The 17,629-nt window shown below is 41.1% G+C and carries 19 protein-coding genes; 7 read left to right on the top strand and 12 right to left on the bottom strand.

Annotated features, from left to right (window positions below; genetic code table 11):
- The first annotated feature begins 58 nt into the window (after positions 1 to 58).
- Together MST16_RS14800 and MST16_RS14795 are read left to right on the top strand one after the other, a co-directional pair.
- Positions 59 to 619, top strand: a complete 561-nt coding sequence (locus tag MST16_RS14800; RefSeq protein WP_078189325.1) for a hypothetical protein — start codon at positions 59 to 61, stop codon at positions 617 to 619.
- Positions 620 to 692: 73 nt separating this feature from the next.
- A complete protein-coding gene (locus MST16_RS14795) occupies positions 693 to 1,118 on the top strand; it encodes a protease inhibitor I42 family protein (protein WP_257222553.1) in 426 nt (141 codons plus the stop codon).
- A gap of 89 nt (positions 1,119 to 1,207) precedes the next feature.
- On the opposite strand, the gene MST16_RS14790 is transcribed toward MST16_RS14795, so the two are convergent.
- A complete protein-coding gene (locus MST16_RS14790) occupies positions 1,208 to 1,540 on the bottom strand; it encodes a HopJ type III effector protein (protein WP_078189323.1) in 333 nt (110 codons plus the stop codon).
- Positions 1,541 to 1,708: 168 nt separating this feature from the next.
- Between MST16_RS14790 and crcB the strand changes: the two genes are divergently transcribed.
- A complete protein-coding gene (crcB, locus tag MST16_RS14785) occupies positions 1,709 to 2,092 on the top strand; it encodes a fluoride efflux transporter CrcB (RefSeq protein ID WP_078189322.1) in 384 nt (127 codons plus the stop codon).
- Positions 2,093 to 2,212: 120 nt separating this feature from the next.
- Here the strand turns inward: crcB and MST16_RS14780 are convergent, their stop codons facing one another.
- A complete protein-coding gene (locus MST16_RS14780; RefSeq protein WP_078189321.1) occupies positions 2,213 to 2,467 on the bottom strand; it encodes a type B 50S ribosomal protein L31 in 255 nt (84 codons plus the stop codon).
- A gap of 107 nt (positions 2,468 to 2,574) precedes the next feature.
- Entirely contained in the window at positions 2,575 to 3,873 is a 1,299-nt protein-coding gene (locus MST16_RS14775; protein WP_180092507.1) for an AarF/ABC1/UbiB kinase family protein, read from the bottom strand.
- Between the two features lie 201 nt (positions 3,874 to 4,074).
- Here MST16_RS14775 and MST16_RS14770 point away from each other — a divergent pair, with 201 nt between their 5' ends.
- The gene (locus MST16_RS14770; RefSeq protein WP_180064830.1) at positions 4,075 to 4,287 is read left to right on the top strand and encodes a DUF1737 domain-containing protein; all 213 of its coding nucleotides are present in this window, start codon (positions 4,075 to 4,077) and stop codon (positions 4,285 to 4,287) included.
- Between the two features lie 316 nt (positions 4,288 to 4,603).
- On the opposite strand, the gene MST16_RS14765 is transcribed toward MST16_RS14770, so the two are convergent.
- From MST16_RS14765 to MST16_RS14755, 3 genes are all read right to left on the bottom strand, one after another.
- Positions 4,604 to 5,029 (bottom strand): hypothetical protein, encoded by a 426-nt coding sequence (locus MST16_RS14765; protein ID WP_168379838.1) that lies wholly within the window; start codon positions 5,027 to 5,029, stop codon positions 4,604 to 4,606.
- A gap of 123 nt (positions 5,030 to 5,152) precedes the next feature.
- Positions 5,153 to 6,511 (bottom strand): MATE family efflux transporter, encoded by a 1,359-nt coding sequence (locus MST16_RS14760; protein WP_306670494.1) that lies wholly within the window; start codon positions 6,509 to 6,511, stop codon positions 5,153 to 5,155.
- A gap of 41 nt (positions 6,512 to 6,552) precedes the next feature.
- Complete coding sequence (locus MST16_RS14755; protein ID WP_180064829.1) at positions 6,553 to 7,011, bottom strand: DMT family transporter; 459 nt, start codon at positions 7,009 to 7,011, stop codon at positions 6,553 to 6,555.
- A gap of 125 nt (positions 7,012 to 7,136) precedes the next feature.
- On the opposite strand from MST16_RS14755, the gene hemW reads away from it, so the two are divergent.
- Together hemW and MST16_RS14745 are read left to right on the top strand one after the other, a co-directional pair.
- Positions 7,137 to 8,291 carry a radical SAM family heme chaperone HemW gene (gene hemW / locus MST16_RS14750; RefSeq protein ID WP_180064828.1) on the top strand — a complete coding sequence of 385 codons (1,155 nt, stop codon included), beginning with the start codon at positions 7,137 to 7,139 and terminating at the stop codon, positions 8,289 to 8,291.
- Between the two features lie 133 nt (positions 8,292 to 8,424).
- The gene (locus MST16_RS14745; protein ID WP_111884191.1) at positions 8,425 to 8,832 is read left to right on the top strand and encodes a hypothetical protein; all 408 of its coding nucleotides are present in this window, start codon (positions 8,425 to 8,427) and stop codon (positions 8,830 to 8,832) included.
- A gap of 42 nt (positions 8,833 to 8,874) precedes the next feature.
- On the opposite strand, the gene MST16_RS14740 is transcribed toward MST16_RS14745, so the two are convergent.
- The 3 genes from MST16_RS14740 to MST16_RS14730 all read right to left on the bottom strand — a co-directional run bounded on the left by MST16_RS14740 (position 8,875) and on the right by MST16_RS14730 (position 12,321).
- On the bottom strand, positions 8,875 to 9,177 hold the full coding sequence (locus MST16_RS14740) for a hypothetical protein (RefSeq protein WP_168379843.1): 303 nt from the start codon (positions 9,175 to 9,177) through the stop codon (positions 8,875 to 8,877).
- Positions 9,178 to 9,318: 141 nt separating this feature from the next.
- Positions 9,319 to 10,188, bottom strand: coding sequence for an IS982 family transposase (locus MST16_RS14735; RefSeq protein ID WP_180011947.1), 870 nt, complete (start codon positions 10,186 to 10,188; stop codon positions 9,319 to 9,321).
- 309 nt (positions 10,189 to 10,497) lie between these two features.
- Entirely contained in the window at positions 10,498 to 12,321 is a 1,824-nt protein-coding gene (locus MST16_RS14730) for an acyl-CoA dehydrogenase C-terminal domain-containing protein (RefSeq protein ID WP_180003419.1), read from the bottom strand.
- A gap of 230 nt (positions 12,322 to 12,551) precedes the next feature.
- Here MST16_RS14730 and MST16_RS14725 point away from each other — a divergent pair, with 230 nt between their 5' ends.
- On the top strand, positions 12,552 to 15,062 hold the full coding sequence (locus MST16_RS14725; protein WP_180064827.1) for a hypothetical protein: 2,511 nt from the start codon (positions 12,552 to 12,554) through the stop codon (positions 15,060 to 15,062).
- Between the two features lie 85 nt (positions 15,063 to 15,147).
- Here MST16_RS14725 and aroE read toward each other — a convergent pair whose 3' ends face one another.
- The 3 genes from aroE to hemF all read right to left on the bottom strand — a co-directional run bounded on the left by aroE (position 15,148) and on the right by hemF (position 17,433).
- Entirely contained in the window at positions 15,148 to 15,936 is a 789-nt protein-coding gene (gene aroE / locus MST16_RS14720) for a shikimate dehydrogenase (protein WP_180003421.1), read from the bottom strand.
- Between the two features lie 102 nt (positions 15,937 to 16,038).
- A complete protein-coding gene (locus tag MST16_RS14715; RefSeq protein WP_078189308.1) occupies positions 16,039 to 16,260 on the bottom strand; it encodes a hypothetical protein in 222 nt (73 codons plus the stop codon).
- Positions 16,261 to 16,491: 231 nt separating this feature from the next.
- The gene (gene hemF / locus MST16_RS14710; protein ID WP_180003423.1) at positions 16,492 to 17,433 is read right to left on the bottom strand and encodes an oxygen-dependent coproporphyrinogen oxidase; all 942 of its coding nucleotides are present in this window, start codon (positions 17,431 to 17,433) and stop codon (positions 16,492 to 16,494) included.
- Positions 17,434 to 17,629: the final 196 nt, after the last annotated feature.

Here is a 17,629-nt window from a genome sequence, read left to right as displayed (position 1 = left end):
CAATTGCAGAATTAAAATTGAGTAATGTGAAGTATTACAGGGTAAAGAGGATAACGCGATGATCAAGCGAATTGCATTAAGTACTGTGCTTGCAGGCTTTTTATTGAATGTCGGTGTCCAAGCGTCTTCAGATTATAATATTGCCAAAGGCTTAGCACCTGCTGCCAAAGGCCAGTCAATTTCTACCTTGAAAGAATTTAAAGGTGATTTCCGAATTTTAGGTTCAAAAACCTATCAAACAGATGAACAAGCAAAATTTTCTCCGATCGATTATGCAGTCAGTTGGGGTTTATTTGCAGAGCCAGAAATTGCTCGTACGATTTCAGTCAATCAATATGACCGTTTCTTAAATTGGAAAATGGATCGCGTTCCTGTACCGCAAAAGCAAGCCATGATGATGGTGTCGAATATGCACATCATTCCTGCAAACCCGCAAATTGCGAAACAAATTACTCAAGTGAAACGTGGAGATCTTGTGCGTTTAAAAGGGGATTTGGTTGAGGTGAAAGACAAAGATTTGGTTTGGACTTCATCTTTGACCCCAACAGATACGGGTGATGGGGCTTGTGAGGTTTTTCGTGTCAGTTCGATTCAGTGGATTGAAAAAGTCAAAGGCTAAACTTCGATTGCATCGAGATCGTATTTGAAATCGGTGTGCATTAGATTCAAGGTAAAATAATTTGATGATGAAAATGACGATAAAGAAAAAGTTTATTTTGAGTCTAATGATGGCGAGTGGTTTGGCACTTGGTGGATGTACCAGTATGAGTTCAACTGTAGATGGGAAAACCCATGTATTTACTGAACAGCAAAGTTGTCCGACTTTGCTTGAGATGGATCGTGGACAAACTTTAGAAGTACTGTTAAACGAAAATCCAAGTACCGGATATGTATGGTCTTTGGCTGAGCAACCGAAATTTTTTAAAGTTGAAGAAGTGTTTCAGTCAGCTCAACAACAAGATGCTGCGGATACGACACCAGTACTAGGCGGAGGCGGTCAAAAAACTTATCGTTTTACCGCAACGACAGCCGGTGAAGAATTACTACATTTGAAGCATGCACGAGCTTGGGAAAAAACCGCGATGGCTGAATGGACTTGCAGAGTTCGAGTGTCCTGATGTGAACAGATGATGAACGATAAAAAAAGCCAGTATTTATACTGGCTTTTTTATTGCAGACGAACTGATTTAGAAGGTCCACCTAGGCATTATTTCGCGCTGAGCGCTTGACCGTCAAATTGAATACCTTCCCAACCATTTTGCATAAATTGGCGAATGTTTTGGTGGTCAGTTGCGTCTGGTGTTGCCAATACAGCAGCATAATGTTCAGCAAAAAGACTTAAGGTTTCAGCTTGGTTTAGACCATTCAATTGGGCAAAAGAAAATACTTTGGCACTGCCTTGGTTTTCAGTTGCTGCATTGGCTTGTTTGCCATTGGTAAAAGCGGTTGCTGTGTGGTTATAACGCGCTTCAATAAATGCAATCACATCTGAAAATTTCGCAGTCCCTGCTTGAAGTTGATCTAATAATTCCTGAGCCATAATGTCCTCTTTCAATAAAAAATACCGCAAAGTGTTGCAGACTATAGCAAGCTTTGGCCCAAACATTTAACACTATTTGCGTAAATTAAATGCGTGTATATTGAAGGGCGACCTTAGGCAGTCTGTTGCCTAAATTGTAGATACCAATGATGTTGAAGTAGGACAACTATGAACTGGCTTTTGGTCGCATGTGGCGGCGCAATTGGGGCAACACTTCGCTATGCGGCAGGACTGTTATTGGCCAAGCCAACCGTGCTCTTTCCATGGGCAACATGGTGGGTGAATATTTTAGGTTGCTTTTGTGCAGGTGTGTTTTTTGCATTTAGCCAAAAATATCCCGTTCTACAAAATGAAGCACGCTTATTACTTATGGTCGGGATCTTAGGCGGCTTTACCACCTTTTCGAGTTTCGGCTTAGAAACCTTTCAACTGCTTAGACAAGGGCAAAGTGGGCTAGCATTCAGTTATGCCATTTCCAGTGTGGTGATTGGTGTCATCGTATTGGGGCTGGGATATTACTTATTTCAGTCGATTTTAAAAATAGATGTTTAAAACAACGCTTGAAAACCTCAAAATTTCAGACATAAAAAAAGAAGTTCAGGCTGGAGGAGGGGAACCCTGAACTTCTTCAATGCTTTAATTTTAAAAGCAAAAACTTAATCGAAACTGAACTTATTGTGAGCGTTTGAAACGCGCAAAGCGTTTATTAAAGTTCGCAATACGTCCTTCGTTATTCACTTGACGTTGTTCACCTGTATAAAAAGGATGTGATGCACTTGAAATATCGAGTGTCACATAGGGATAAGTTTTGCCTTCAAACTCTTTGGTTTGATTGGTACTTAAAGTACTGCCAATCACAAAAAAGGCATTGGCATTGGTGTCATGAAAGAGCACTTCACGGTATTCGGGATGGATGTTGGCACGCATTCTTCTGTTCCTTAAACTTATTGATTAAAGAAATGTTATAACATAACAATATAAAATGCAAATATTGCCCGAAATTCATCGGGCAATCATCAGCGCTTTACGCTCCCTTAAGCGCTAGGTGGGACCAACTCATCAAAAAGATCATTGAGATTGTCATTCACTTTCAAATGAATCAAATTCCAATAATGTCCTGAAACAGTCCGGTTCACCATCAAGGTATCCGGTGACGGTTTAAACACATCCCAGTATTTAAGAGATGGCTTAATTAATTCTACCCCGTCATGGTGTGCTGAGTTTTCAGCAAAGTCATATTGTGTGGTCAGCGGACGCATCAGTACTTCCAGCCATTGTTCATACAAGTCCGCAGGGAATTTACCGAGTTCATTGAGGGAATGTAAGGCATCGAGTTGCTGTTCCATCAGTGGAATATCGTGCTTGCGTGCAGCATTAATCAATTGCTTAAAGTGTGACACGATTTCAGGAGACAGGGTTTTCACACCGCCGTAGTCATACACGATGACTGAACCATCTTCACGAAAGGCGAAGTTGCCCGGATGTGGGTCACAGTGGAAACGTTTAAGGAAGAAAATTTCACGGCCAATGGCACGGAATAAGCGTCTTCCCAAGGCATTTCGTGTTTCTTGTGACCATGTGCTGGCAGTTTCTATACTGTCGCCAAGCTCTAGGCTTAAAGTCAATATATGACGTGAAGAATAATCTTTATAGACCTGTGGAATGATGATTTTGTCATCCAGCGCACTATGAAACGCACGGGCCACATTTAAGTTTTGCGCTTCAATTTCGTAGTTCAGTTCGTTGTCCAAACTGTCCTGAATTTCACGAAATAGCTTGTTTTGTAACTTCCGATCAATTTTCAATACGCCCATCAGACGAAGGGCAAGGCGAACTTGTTTTAAGTCACTTTCACAGGCTTCTTCGACACCCGGATATTGCACTTTCACCACCACCTGCTGACCATTAGGTAACACGGCTTTATGCACCTGCCCAATGGATGCAGCGGCAAAAGGTTGTTCTTCAAAACTTTTAAAAATTTGCGCGAGGGGTTTGCCGAGTTCTTGTTCTACTTGGGCCTTAATTTCAGCAAAAGGCATGGCTGGCGCTTGGCGTTGTAATTTACTGATCGCTTTTGCGACTTCAGGTGGAAAAATGTCTTTGTACTGCGAGGCAATTTGTCCGACTTTCATCACCGCACCTTTCATTTCACCCAAAGTGTCTGCAATTTGCAGACCGATGTCCTGAAAAAGTTTACTGCGAGATGCATTTTTCTGTTCTTCATCGGCAGTGATATTGCGGATGGAATTGGAAACGGTTTTAGTAGCAATGCTTGCCGTCATACTGGCAAGTTTCATAAAGCGACGACCCGGTGTGCTAGCCGTTTTTGCCATGTGATGTTCCTCAAGATCATCATTTATTATCTAATACCGATCATAGGCGACAAAACACAAACTGCCTACTTTAAATTGTTAAGACTTTATTTCTATTGATAAAATGATGGGCAAAAATGTAAATACTGAAAATAATTCAGGCAAATTTAAGCCACACGCTGAATGGTTTAAAATATCGCGTCGCTAGAAGAGAACTGAACGATGAAAGTGTATCGCTATTTAACTGGTAAAGATGATGTCAATTTCTGTGCCCGTGTGACCAAAGCTTTAAATGAAGGCTATGAATTGTATGGCTCGCCAACCATGAGTTTTAATGGGACAGATGTGATCGTCGGGCAGGCGATCGTGAAAGACGTAGAAGACGCCAGCCAAGTGCCACAAGGTTTAAAAAATGCCATCGAGGCGCTTAATTAGTTGGTTTTGCTGCTCCTGTAACTTCACTGATGTTATGCCTGTAAAAGTAATTACGCATTTTTAAAAAGATTTTTAATTTTATTAGACGGAGTCTTTCATCTAGGGGTTGAATAAAGGGATTAGCCTTCAGCTGGAGGTACTTTTGTTTCGGCAAAAGTACCCAAAACCATTGTCATCCGCAAAACTCGTTCACTAGCGTCTAATTATTTAAAGTATTGCAAAAACATTTTTGTTTTGAGGTAGTCCTGTCTCAAACAATTGCGGATGACATTTCCGCGTATCGTTCTTTTATTTGAATCAAATTGTGCAACTGAAGTTACTGCGTAGCATTAGTTGCTTCAGTTTTTTCCAGTTCTAAATGTGGACTGAGATATTTACTGCATTGGTTATGGTGTAAATTTTCATTCAAGGTGATGAGGTTTTGCGTCACGATAAAATCCTGATCATCCGCAGAGGCAAACTTTTGATTGGCCTTGATGAAGTCCTGATAGGTATATGCCATACCAGACTGCTGACAACTTAATTTTAAACGTGCAGTATATGAGTCCGCTTGTTGTTCATGATAAAAGCGAAAGGCTGTCCAAAGTGCTTGATTGATGTAATCAAATTCGGGTTGTGATTGGACTTTAATGGGTGCGTGATATAAAGGAAATTCATGTCGGTTGATCGTTTGTTCAGCTTGTAGTGACATGGAAAAGCCTAAGCTCAGACAGAGACTGATCGAGCGAAATACATGGGACATGTTTATTTTCCTCTTCTTCATGCTTTTTATTTATGGCATTGCTATGCAGGGTGTTAATTTGCATTAATCTTCTGCATAGCGTAGCCGTATTTTTAAGTAACTTTTTAGATGATTTTTTAGGGCTTATCCCGCTTGAGCTAAACGTTTATTCATCATAAATAAACGTGTAAGTAGCAGTATACAGGCGACAGTCAGACCCACAATTAGGCCAATCCAAACGCCTGCAGCACCAGTCGTGGTGAAGCGTGCAAGATAGATCCCGACAGGGAAGGCAATGATCCAATACGCGATCATGGTGATCCACATTGGTCCTTTGGTGTCTTGCATACCGCGTAAGCACCCTGCGGCACTGACTTGCCATGCGTCCATCAACTGATAGGCAATCGCGAACAACACCAAGTACACCGCAAGCTGAGTCACATCATAGTCATTGGTATACAGTGACACAATTTCATTACGTAAAAGCCAAAGCAGCAACATGGTAATCAGGGCAAATACCGTCCCTGTCAACATACCGACTTTCTGGACTTTTCGCATAGCCAGCCAGTTCTTTTCCCCATAATAAGTACCGACCCGAATGGTCAGCGCAATCGCTAGTGACATTGGAATCATAAACAATTGCGAGGTAATCGAAATGGCGACTTGATGCGCTGCAATGGTGACTTCGCCCAAGGGACTCAACACAATAGCGGCTGTACTAAAAATACTGACTTCAAAGAAAATAGCTAAGCCAATCGGAAAGCCGAGTTTTAAAATACGTTTGATCCATTCACTGTTCATTTTTTCAAAAGCAGCGAAAGGTTGGGTTTTTTGATAGGCCGATCCTTTGAAAACGTACATCGCCAAAGCAAAGAACATTAACCATTGCAAAATCGCGGTGGCAAAACCACATCCTGCTGAACCCAGTTCAGGGACTGGGCCTAAACCATACATAAAAATAAAGTTCAGTGGAATTAACACCAATAAGGCCAGCAGACTCAGCACAGTGACTGGACGTGGATGCCCCAATGCTTCTGAGTAACCACGTAAAGCTGCGTACATGGTGACAGCAGGCATACCTAAACTAATGGCGTGTAAGAATAAGCTCGCCTTCGGAAGTAATACTTCAGGGACACCCAATAACGGTAAAAGCAGCGGCATAGCTTGTAAGACTAATGCGGCAATGATCCCTAAAAATAATGCGACCCACAAAGACTGACGGGCGATGGTGGCAATTTTTTCAGGCGTGCGAGCACCATTGGCTTCTGCCACTAATGGGGTGGTTGCAATCATAATGCCGCTGAACAGCAGCATGACCGGTATCCATAAACCGACCCCGACCGCAATGGCTGCAAGGTCATTGGCGGACATGTGTCCAGCCATGATGGTATCAATGAGACCAAATCCCGCTTGCGCAAACTGCGTGATCAATATCGGGATCATTAAATGAAACAGTTGTTTTAATTCATACTTGCTGCTTGTTACAGCCGTGACAGTAGACACAGAATGTACTCATTTCTTGTGAGGTGCTTAGGAATGAGGTCTTAGCGTTGGAAAGTGAGAAGCACACCAATAAAAATCACCACGCCACCCAATAAGCGTTGCCAGTTAATCGGGGTTTTTTCAGTGCCGAGCAAGCCAAAATGGTCAAATACCATCGACATTAAGATCTGTCCAAAAATAATCAGACCGGAGAGGGATAAAAAACCCAGTTTCGGTGCGGTATAAATACTGATACTGATGGCATAAACACCCAAAAATCCCCCCAACCATAAATACCAAGGGATTTGAGCAAAACTTGCAAAGTCCGGTTTTTCGGCCGATTGAAAAAACACCATAAAGGCGAGGACTATTGTACCAACCAAAAAAGAAAAAAGGGCAGCTTGCAGCGGTGAATATAAATATTCACGCAATTGGCTGTTGATCGCTGTTTGAATGGTCATGGCGATGCCAATACCCATCGCGAGCGGCAGTAAGTACAATAAATGGCTGCTTATTTTCATCTTGTTATCAGCAAATTCTTTTTTAATATGATCAGTCTACTGTATTCGATCAGAGTTTTCACAAGCACTCTGATGCAGTCATGTTAAAATAAACAGTATTCTTCAACGCATTTTGAGCAATCTCCTTGGCTGAATTAAATCCTGCACTCGTTCCTTTGTCTTTATACATTCACATGCCGTGGTGTGTGCGTAAATGTCCATACTGTGACTTTAATTCGCATGCGGTGCCGAATGGTGAATTGTCTCTGGACTTAGAACAAGAATATTTACAGGCGTTGGTTGAAGACTTTAAAACCCAAGTCGATTTTGCTCAGGGCCGCCTGATTCATAGTGTATTTATTGGTGGCGGTACACCATCTTTGATTTCTGCCCAAGGTTATCAATGGTTATTTACTCAGCTCAAAGCATTGGTGCCATTTGAAAAGGGCTGTGAAATTACCTTGGAAGCCAATCCCGGTACGGTTGAGCACGATCCTTTTTCAGGTTATTTAGAGGCAGGGATTAATCGTTTATCTATCGGTGTGCAGAGTTTTAATACCGAGCAACTGAAAAAACTGGGTCGGATTCACTCGAATGACGATGCCATTTCTGCCATTCAGCATGCACGGGAAGCAGGTTTTGAACGGGTGAATGTCGATTTGATGCATGGCCTGCCTGAACAAGCGATTGAGCAAGCACTGTTGGATTTAAAACTTGCTGTTGAAAATGGCGCAACACATGTGTCGTGGTATCAGTTGACGATTGAGCCGAATACGGTCTTTTTCCGCACCCAGCCGATTCTGCCTGTCGATGATGTGCTTGAAGAGATTCAAGCGCAGGGCGAAGCCTATTTAACAGCGCAAGGCTTTATCAATTATGAAGTGTCGGCATGGCGTAAAGAAAAGCCGTCGGCACACAATTTAAATTACTGGCAGTTTGGTGACTATTTAGCGATTGGCGCAGGCGCGCATGGTAAAGTGACCATGCCAGACGGGGTGTATCGTTTCCAAAAAACCCGATTGCCGAAAGACTATTTAGCCAAAGTACCTGCTGAACATCTTCAGTTTAAGCGCATCGAAGCAGCCGACATGCCTTTTGAATTTATGATGAATGCACTTCGTTTAAATCATGGGGTGGAAGCCAAGCTATATAGCGAGCGTACAGGGGAAAGTTTAGAGCCGATTGCCGAGTTATTGAACTCATTACGTGAACGTAAATTGATGGTGAATGATCCTGCGCGTTTGTCTTGTACCGAGCAGGGACATATCTTTTTAAATTCAGTATTGGAAGAATTCCTGTAATGAAAGCTATGTCAAACTTGTTTTAAAATTTGAGCGACAAGTAATTTTTCATATTTCGAATGTAATTTGCAGAATGTGTATGAAATTATTCAGTTGATAATTGAATTTACATGGCATAAAGGAACTTCAGAAAATGAAATATATTTTAACTGCGACGTTATTAACTATAGCTTTGGTGGGTTGCACCGATAAAAAAGCACCATCAGAACAAAATGTTGCAACAGAGGCAACGGCCACAACTGCACAAACAAACGATGTTGCAGTAGCTCAAGATGAGCAAGTGATTCACTTTACAGGGCCACAAGATCTAAGCCTTGAGTTAAAAACCAAAGATAATTTTGAAACCGCACAATTGACTGATAATTCTGATCGTGTGTATGAATTGAAACGAGGAGTTTCAGGAAGTGGTGTACGACTTGCCAACGACCAAGGTGTTTCAATTCACTTTAAGAACTTTAATGGTGTGAATGAAGGCACTGTTGAGTTGGTAAAAGATAAACCCATAGAGATTAAAGAATTTATTGCTGATAAAGCAAAGTAAATATTAAAAAAGACCGCATGAGCGGTCTTTTTTTAATTTAGCTTAACGATGTTTCGGTGGCATTGGCGGTAATTTATGCTGCGAAACAGGTTTGTGTTGATTGCCTTTAAAAGCTACTGCCTTATGATTTTGTTTGGCAAATTTTGCATGAGCGTGTTGATGCTCTTTTTTCACCATTTGCGGCCCAGCAGGTTTGTGATGTGTTGCTTTAGGCGGTACAGGTTTTTTTTCGAAGTGTGCAGCAGGTGGCGGATTTTTATGATCGAATGCAGGCGCTGCCATTGCAGACATTGTCGCAGTTGTTGCAATTAGACAAATCATTAATGAAGACATCAATTTTTTCATGGTTACGCTCTTTATGAATCAATGAAGTCATCATAGGGGGAGGCTATGGAGAAGATATGAAGTTGTATGAGATACAAATGTAAAGCTAAAATCATCGAGTGAAATTTACTTTAAGTATTTAATATTTAACCCGAATCCCGCTTAAGCCAATGATTCCATAATTTGAATTGTTGGTTTATTTTGATGATTAAGTTGATATGCACATAACGATGCGTAAATCCCACTCAGAAATCCATGAATACTACGAGCTTTACTCGTCACTAAATTGTATTGTCCTTTCAATAAGCTGAATAACGTTTCTATCTTATTTCGTTGTCTTAAGTGATATTCATCTGATGCAGATAGTTGGATGGATTGCATGTTTTTTCGATGGTAAGTAATTAAATCAATACCTTGATCTTTTAACCTGCTTTTTAGTTCCTGGCTGATATAACCACGATCTCCATATAGCTTTGCTTCTAAGCCGTCAGCCAATTGCTCAACCATTTTTATGTCAGCTATATGCCCATTTGATAAAGCAGAACAAGCGATTTCACCAAATGGGTTCATCGCAATATGTAGCTTACAGCCATAAAACCAGCCCATCGAGCTTTTACCACGAGATGCTATTTGAGCTAATGATTTATGGCGTTGAATACGTTGATTTTTACAGACTGGCAAAGTCGTTGAATCAATCCACAAATATTGGGTATTTTGACCTTTCATCAGAGCCACATGTAAAGCATGTATTGCTAATTGGTGCATATTGATCAGATGAATCATCCGTTGGTAACATGGTAAGCTTTTAAACAAATGTCTTTTATCTTCTTTTAACCATGTGAAAAAGGCTTTGAAATTGCTGAAATAAGAACATTTATACCAAATGGCAATAAAGCAGATTTCTGAGATCGTCAGATGAGCACGTCTGATTCTTAAAGAATGGCTATTTTGTTTGAGAAAGTTCCAATAAGTTGCTTCAAATTTAAGAAAGAAATCATCAATTACGCAGAATAATTCGGTACTATTGAACATTAGGACTAGAGTTGTGAGTTTTGTGTGGTAACTCAACTGATGGCTCTAGTCTTCTTATTTTCAAGTTTATTTCTTATCCGCGATTCGGGTTATTTATTAAATAAAATTATGTTTAGCGATAAGGTGTTCTATTTTTGTTGAAAAATACAACAATATTTCTCCATATAAAGTTCATCTTTATACATTGTTATTACCTCATGAAGAAATTAAGAATACTACTCGTAATTCCTATAGATCAAAATTAAAAGAGAAGACAAAAAAGACCGCCGAAGCGGTCTTTTTATAGAGTCATTTAACTCGGTTTAAAGCTTAGTAGTCAAAGCTAAAGTGTTCAGGAGCCAAAGAAGTCATGGTCTTCGATGGGTTAACCATTGCTTCAGCGTGACCTTGTGAGCGTGGTAATAGACGTTCAAAGTAGAAGTCAGCCACTTTGATTTTTGCTTTATAGAACTCAGGAACTTCTGCACCATTGCCTTCTGCTAATTTTTCAGAAGCTACGGCAGCTTGTTGTGCCCAGAAATAAGCCATCATCACGTAGCCAGAGAACATTAAGAAATCGACAGAAGCAGAAGATACGATGTCACGGTCTTTACGTGCTGCAAGCATGATACGAACCGTTAATGCATTCCACTGTGCGCAAAGCTTCGTTAAGTCCCACGCAAAACGACGCATGTATTTGTTACGTGCATGTTGACCACAGAACTTCAAGATTTCAGCTGTGTAGTCACGAATCACTTTACCTTTAGAGGTCAACAGAACTTTACGACCAATCAAGTCTAGTGCTTGAACGCCTGTTGTGCCTTCGTAGAGAGTAGAGATACGTGAGTCACGAACAATTTGTTCCATGCCCCATTCTTTAATATAACCATGACCGCCGTATACTTGCATACCATGGTTTGCAGCTTCATAACCCATTTCGGTTAAGAAACCTTTGAGAATCGGGGTGTAGAAGCCTAAGTGGTCATCATGTGCTTCAAACGCTGCTGTATCACCGCGGGTTAAAGCATCAGTCATTTTGTCCGCAATTTGAGCTGCATAGTAAATCATTGAACGGCCGCCTTCAGCGATCGCTTTTTGAGTTAAAAGCATACGACGTACGTCTGCATGGTGAATAATCGCATCGGCTACTTTTTCAGGATCTTTTTTACCTGAAAGTGCGCGCATAGACATACGTTCTTTGGCGTATGGAAGTGCGCCTTGGAATGCCAATTCAGCATGTGCAATACCTTGAATTGCTGTACCAATACGTGCAGTGTTCATGAAGGTGAACATTGCATGTAGGCCTTTGTGTTTTTCACCGATCAAGTAACCAATGGCATTGTCAAAGTTCAGCACAGCTGTTGCTGAAGCACGGATCCCCATTTTGTGTTCAATCGAACCACACGTTACAGGATTGCGTTCGCCCACAGTACCATCTGCATTCACAAGGAATTTTGGAACGATGAATAATGAAATGCCTTTTGTACCTGCAGGTGCATCTGGAAGACGTGCAAGAACGATATGTACGATGTTCTCTGTTAAATCATGCTCACCCGCAGAGATGAAGATTTTTGTACCAGAAATTGCATAGCTACCATCAGCTTGAGGTTCCGCTTTGGTTTTTACCTGACCTAAGTCGGTACCGCATTGAGGTTCAGTTAAGCACATGGTGCCTGACCAAGTTCCAGCAACAAGGTTCGGTAAATATTGGTTTTTCTGTTCTTCTGAACCAAATTGTAGAATGGTGTTGATACAACCTACGCTGAGACCCGGATACATTTGGAATGACCAGTTTGCTGTACCCATCATTTCAGATTTGATGAGATTCAACGACTGTGGCAAGTTTTGACCGCCAAATTCTTCAGGGAAAGACAGACCTTGCCAGCCACCCTGTACAAATTGGTCATAGGCTTCTTTAAACCCTTTTGGTGTTTTCACATCACCATTTTCAAAATGACAGCCTTCTTCATCACCCGTTTGGTTCAAAGGCGAAAGGATATTTTCACAAAAATCTGCTGCACCTTCTAAAATCATGTCGACAGTGTCTGCATCAGCAGCTTCACCATTAGACAAAGTTTTGTAATGTGCTGGGTAATCGAGCACTTCATTCATTAAGAAACGAATATCGTGTAAAGGCGCTTTATATGCAGGCATAGTCTTAATCCTAATATCTAAATTTTTTTGGATTATCTGTATTGATGCTTTGATTATTCATAATTTCATCAAAAAAACATTGATGAATACGCCCTTAAAAAATGTCAGAAAGGCGAATTGTAATATTTAACCAACATGTGAAAAATAAACTTCTGATAGACTTGATGTTGATCTTTTGATCATTTTTTTCTTTTAATAAATCATAAAGAACTTAGGTCTTTCGTACAATTATGCGATTAAAATATATAACACTTTGTTTACTGGGTTTGAGTATTACTGGGTGTGCTCAACATGTCATAAAAACCAATTCAACGGATCAGTCTCTCGGGCAACAAGCCACTCAAGGCTTAAACGCAATGTTTGAAAATGCCAGTTATGACATGAAAGGGCAATTTTCAATTCAAACCGATATTCAGTTCGATGAAAAAAAGCCTGAAACCAAGTCAAAACCTGCAACTAGTACACAGCCAGAGCTGGATCCTAAACTTAAAAAACAACTTGATCAGTTGATTAAAACCCAAAATATTCCGTTTAGCCAAAAAGAAAAGAAACAGCTCTATCAAGCCATTGCCAATGAATCGATCCCACCATCAGCGCGTTATAGCGATGAAGAGGATGGCGTTTCTCCGCAATCTAAAATTGCTCAATCACTGCTGAATGTGTTGAATGATTTACAGTTTAGCTATAGCGGTTCAGTACATTTTAGAGAAAAACTTGCTGCCTTAACCTTGCAATTGAGTTATCAAAAACCGACTTTGCAGGTCAATGCACAGTTGCCGATGATCATTGATTTTAATCAACATAAATTTTATACCAACTACTTTGCGTTCATGCCGTTTATGGTAAATCGTGAAAGCCAAAGCAGCTTGGCTTATGTGGATTTTTCAAAACATAAAGAGACGATTGCTCAGTACGATTTGAAAAAATTTGCTGACTATTTAAAACAAATGAATGCTTTGCCCTATGTCTTGGCAGAGCCGAATCAAGTGCAAAATATTGCTTTAACACGTGATGAAAAAAATGCAGGGCTGACTAAAAAAATCCGCTATGTGGGTGATCTTAATGCGCTTTACACCCAGCTTGAACTTTTTGATTTTGTGAACGCCAACTATTACATCACGCAAATCAAAGGTCAGCGTAATAGTGACGCCGAGCAAGATGAATCTGTGGACGCTGCTGTGCATCTTAGTGCTTCCGAAGAGGCGATGGCTGCGGCTGAAGCGGCGGGAGGGACTGCAGTAGCGGCAGCAGTTGAGGATGAAGACGATGATGCGGCTTATGCATCTGTAGAACGTGTGAATGAGCTGCTCAATGCGAAAATGCATGGCCTGATGTATCACCAACATGAAACGGAAGAAGAACAAACGTCTTCTGCAGCTGAATCTGCTGAGTACGCGATCGATACTGCAAGTGCATATGCGGAGGCGACCGCGGGTGATGACGAAGAAACCTATAGTTCGGATACTGAAGTAACCGAAGCTTATGCGGCTTCCGAAGAAGATGACGAAACAGCGAATTTATCTGAGGAAGTCTGTCAGGCCTTGATGAACACCAAACAGGTGCCGATTGGTAAAGTCACACTGTGTCAGGATTATCAAGATGTTCGGGTGATACCGCTGCAAGAAGATTCTGTACCATCGGCTTCTGATGCGGACACATCCAATACAGATTCAGAGATTTCGGACGCTGTTGAGCAGTTAAAACCAGTATTCCAGCAATATCAAAGTGAACAACTTGTCGATGTAAAACAATTCCAGCAATTATGGCAAAAGCATCAAGCTGAAATTGCGCAGGTGCTGAATGCACAGGATAAATCATCTTCGAATGTGGTGATGGATGTAGGCTTAGATCACAAAGGCCGCGTCCAAGTAATGGACTATCAATTGGCCTTTAATGAGCCACGTTTAGGTCAATTAAAGCTGAAAAGTAGCAACCAAATTTTGAATTATGGCAATGCGACTCCAATTGATCGTCAAGCCATGAAACAGGCAAAATCCATTGAGGAAGTCAGTAAAGATTCACTCTTTGAAAATATGTTGAAAGGCCTGCTTGCGCCAATCACGGGAAATGATCCTCTGCTTGTTGAAGCAGAAACTGCATCGGTCGATGATGTCCGTGCTGCAAATGAAGAAGTCGAACTTCCTGAATATCTCAGTACAGTTGCTTTGCAAAGTTATAAACGCCATCAATCTGAAGTGAAAGCCTATCAAGCGGCATTTGTCGTGGCATTTGCTAACTATCGCGCTCAGTATGTGCGTTATTACTCAGCCAATGATTTGAATGAAATTGCAGAAGTTTATGCATATCGATTTGTTGATGGCTTAAAAGAACCAACAGGCAATGCGCTGAAACGTTTAAATCAATTACGCGATAAGCATGCTTTGCATCGCTATCAAGACTTTGATGACTTAGGTTCTTCGGTCAACCATTATGTACAGTCAGGAATTGGCGAGTACAAAGCTCAGGTTGAATGGAAGCAGTTGCAAAAAACCTATAAAACTGATCAGGCGATTTTTGCACATTTATATCAACAAAACTTTTTAGCTAGCTATGAACTGGAAGGAACTGAAAAAGCGCATTTGGTGAAAGCATCAAAAATCTACGCGCAAGCCTTTGCTGATGATATCAAAGGAAAATTATCAGAAGCGTCATTGCAAGGCCTAGCAGCAGAACACAAAGAGTTGTTCAGCCAATCGGCTTATTATGAAACCTATAAGGCCATTCAAAAACACAAGAACTAAGTTGGATAAAAAAAGAACCTCAATCGAGGTTCTTTTTTTAGGTGTTTCGACTGCTCTGAAAGTAAATTGAGCAAATCATTTTGAATTATAGAAAGTCTTTTAGATCAGGTTTGACGCCATTCCAAATGGAAAAAGATTCGATCGCTTGACCAACCAACATGCCAAAACCTTCTGAGGTTGGAACATGGCGTGCTTTGGCTTGATCCAAAAATGTCGACGGCTTGCCATAGGCCATTTCATAGGCGTGCGTGAATTGTAATGCTTCAGGCAAAATTAGCGGATCACCCGTTAAGCTTGCCGATGTGGCATTAATCACCAGATCAAATTGACCTGCTAAGTCAGTGAGGGCAATGGCTACAAGTTCGGCATTGGGGACAGCAGTTTTTAAGTCAGCGACCAATTGTTCAGCACGCGCTAAAGTACGGTTGGCAATGACGATTTTTTTGGCCCCAGCTTGTACCAGCGGATAAATCACGCCACGTGTTGCACCACCTGCACCAATGATCAATATATCGCTCTGTTCTAAATTCCAATCTAAGGCATGAATGGCATTCACCAAGCCTTGACCATCAGTATTATCACCGTGTAATTGACCATCTTGCATCCAAAGTGTATTGACCGCACCTGCAATTTTGGCACGTTCAGTAAGCACGGTACATTGTGCATACGCTTGTTCTTTAAACGGAACAGTGACATTCATACCGATACCACCTTCGGCAAAGAAGGATTCGACACTGTGCTGAAAACCATCAAGTGGCGCAAGTCGTTTGCTGTACTGAATGTCGAGGCCTGTTTTTTCAGCGAAGGCATGATGAAGTTCAGGTGAGCGTGATTGTTCAATCGGGTTGCCAATCACGGCAAATTGTTTGCTCATTGCACAGCGTCCATGTAGATGTGAAAGAGCAGACAATATACGCCAAATCTGATGATGGCTAAAGTTCGGGCAGTCTTAAAATCGTGAAATAAAGGGGGAAAATTAAGGATTACAAATATCTAAGACGCTTTGAATCAAGATGCTGGCAGCACTAATGACTAAACCAATGAGGGCCACGACCATGAAGCCAATGGCCAAATTATCATTCAAAGACGTTTCGGAAAAAATATTAGTACTGATAGCGCTGATCAGCACAACAGCAAAGCTCCAAAACACCAAGGCAGTAAGACTGACTGCTTTTTTATTGAGTGTTTGATGTGTCATGTGCGTTGTACTCCGTACAAGAAAGTTACAGCCATGAGTTTATTGACACATTGTGCAATGACATAGCGTAAAGCTGTTTAAAAGATGTGTCATTGTTGAGCAATATGATTACAAAGTAAATGCTTAAAAAATTTATTTATGCATCAAGATATTACCTAGAAATACAAATACTTTAATTAAAAGGCAATCAAAAGCCCCTGATGGACAGAGGCAAATACATGTCTATCTATTTTATTTCAATATATTAAGCCAATCATGCGGTTTTAAATAAAAGTCGGTGAGCTTTTTCTCTGGAGAATTTTCTTCCCATTCAGGACGATACGACCAGCCCGCCAAAGGTGGCATACTTACTAAAATGGATTCAATACGCCCACCAGTTTGTAAGCCAAATAAGGTGCCACGGTCATACACTAGGTTATATTCAACGTAACGACCACGACGGTAAAGTTGGAAGTCTCGTTGTGCTTCGGTATAGGCTTTGTCTTGGTTTCTTTGGAAGATTGGTAAAATCGCCTCTAAATAACCATTACCGACGGCCTGCATATATTTGAAACAGGTTTCAAAGTCCCATTGGTTGAGATCATCAAAGAATAAACCACCCACACCACGTTGTTCATCACGGTGTTTTAGATAGAAATAGTCATCACACCATTTCTTATGTTCATCATAGAGTGTATCACTAAATGGGGCACAAAGATCATGGGCAGTTTGATGCCAAGACAAGACATCTTCATCATTTGGATAAAATGGAGTGAGGTCAAAACCACCGCCAAACCACCAAATCGGATCTTGTCCTTCTTTTTCGGCGACAAATAAACGCACATTGGCATGTGAGGTTGGGACGTTGGGGTTTTTCGGGTGAATTACCAACGACACGCCCATGGCTTGCGCTTTTGCACCTGCAATAGCGGGATGGCGTTCAGTCGCAGAGGCGGGTAATTTTGAAATGTTAATGTGCGAGAACATCACGCCGCCTTTTTCAATCACCGTTCCATTTTGAAGAACACGTGAGCGACCACCACCACCTTCAGGGCGTTCCCAGTCATCGATCGCAAATTCGGCACTTCCGCCACCAGCACGTTCTTGCTGTTCCAATGCGGCACAAATCTGTGCCTGTAAATCGCGAAGGAATTCATCTACACGTTGTATATCGGCTGAAGTTGGATTCTGCATGGTGACCTTTATTAAAATAATTTAAAGATAAGTGTCATCAAAGCATAAATTAGGTGAAAACTTAAGGCATTTTTCCCGATACTCAGCATCGGCTCTTTACTTTAAATCTGGAAATCTAGTGATTAAACCAAAAGATCATGCAAAGTTAGCAGCAATTGCTCAGACTGAAATTGGGACTATTCCGACAAATTTGCTA

Source organism: Acinetobacter sp. YH16040_T, from assembly GCF_024605785.1.
Classification (GTDB): domain Bacteria; phylum Pseudomonadota; class Gammaproteobacteria; order Pseudomonadales; family Moraxellaceae; genus Acinetobacter; species Acinetobacter amyesii.
This window is presented reverse-complemented; position numbering and strand designations above follow the sequence as displayed.

Bases quoted from the DNA above. Each gene is read 5' to 3' on its own strand.
- MST16_RS14790 (WP_078189323.1), bottom strand. From the start codon at position 1,540: ATGGCTCAGGAATTATTAGATCAACTTCAAGCAGGGACTGCGAAATTT.
- MST16_RS14745 (WP_111884191.1), top strand. From the start codon at position 8,425: ATGAAATATATTTTAACTGCGACGTTATTAACTATAGCTTTGGTGGGT.
- aroE (WP_180003421.1), bottom strand. From the start codon at position 15,936: ATGAGCAAACAATTTGCCGTGATTGGCAACCCGATTGAACAATCACGC.
- MST16_RS14780 (WP_078189321.1), bottom strand. From the start codon at position 2,467: ATGCGTGCCAACATCCATCCCGAATACCGTGAAGTGCTCTTTCATGAC.
- MST16_RS14795 (WP_257222553.1), top strand. From the start codon at position 693: ATGACGATAAAGAAAAAGTTTATTTTGAGTCTAATGATGGCGAGTGGT.
- hemF (WP_180003423.1), bottom strand. From the start codon at position 17,433: ATGCAGAATCCAACTTCAGCCGATATACAACGTGTAGATGAATTCCTT.
- MST16_RS14770 (WP_180064830.1), top strand. From the start codon at position 4,075: ATGAAAGTGTATCGCTATTTAACTGGTAAAGATGATGTCAATTTCTGT.
- MST16_RS14800 (WP_078189325.1), top strand. From the start codon at position 59: ATGATCAAGCGAATTGCATTAAGTACTGTGCTTGCAGGCTTTTTATTG.
- MST16_RS14730 (WP_180003419.1), bottom strand. From the start codon at position 12,321: ATGCCTGCATATAAAGCGCCTTTACACGATATTCGTTTCTTAATGAAT.
- MST16_RS14735 (WP_180011947.1), bottom strand. From the start codon at position 10,188: ATGTTCAATAGTACCGAATTATTCTGCGTAATTGATGATTTCTTTCTT.
- MST16_RS14725 (WP_180064827.1), top strand. From the start codon at position 12,552: ATGCGATTAAAATATATAACACTTTGTTTACTGGGTTTGAGTATTACT.
- MST16_RS14755 (WP_180064829.1), bottom strand. From the start codon at position 7,011: ATGAAAATAAGCAGCCATTTATTGTACTTACTGCCGCTCGCGATGGGT.
- MST16_RS14715 (WP_078189308.1), bottom strand. From the start codon at position 16,260: ATGACACATCAAACACTCAATAAAAAAGCAGTCAGTCTTACTGCCTTG.
- MST16_RS14775 (WP_180092507.1), bottom strand. From the start codon at position 3,873: ATGGCAAAAACGGCTAGCACACCGGGTCGTCGCTTTATGAAACTTGCC.
- MST16_RS14765 (WP_168379838.1), bottom strand. From the start codon at position 5,029: ATGTCCCATGTATTTCGCTCGATCAGTCTCTGTCTGAGCTTAGGCTTT.
- crcB (WP_078189322.1), top strand. From the start codon at position 1,709: ATGAACTGGCTTTTGGTCGCATGTGGCGGCGCAATTGGGGCAACACTT.
- MST16_RS14740 (WP_168379843.1), bottom strand. From the start codon at position 9,177: ATGAAAAAATTGATGTCTTCATTAATGATTTGTCTAATTGCAACAACT.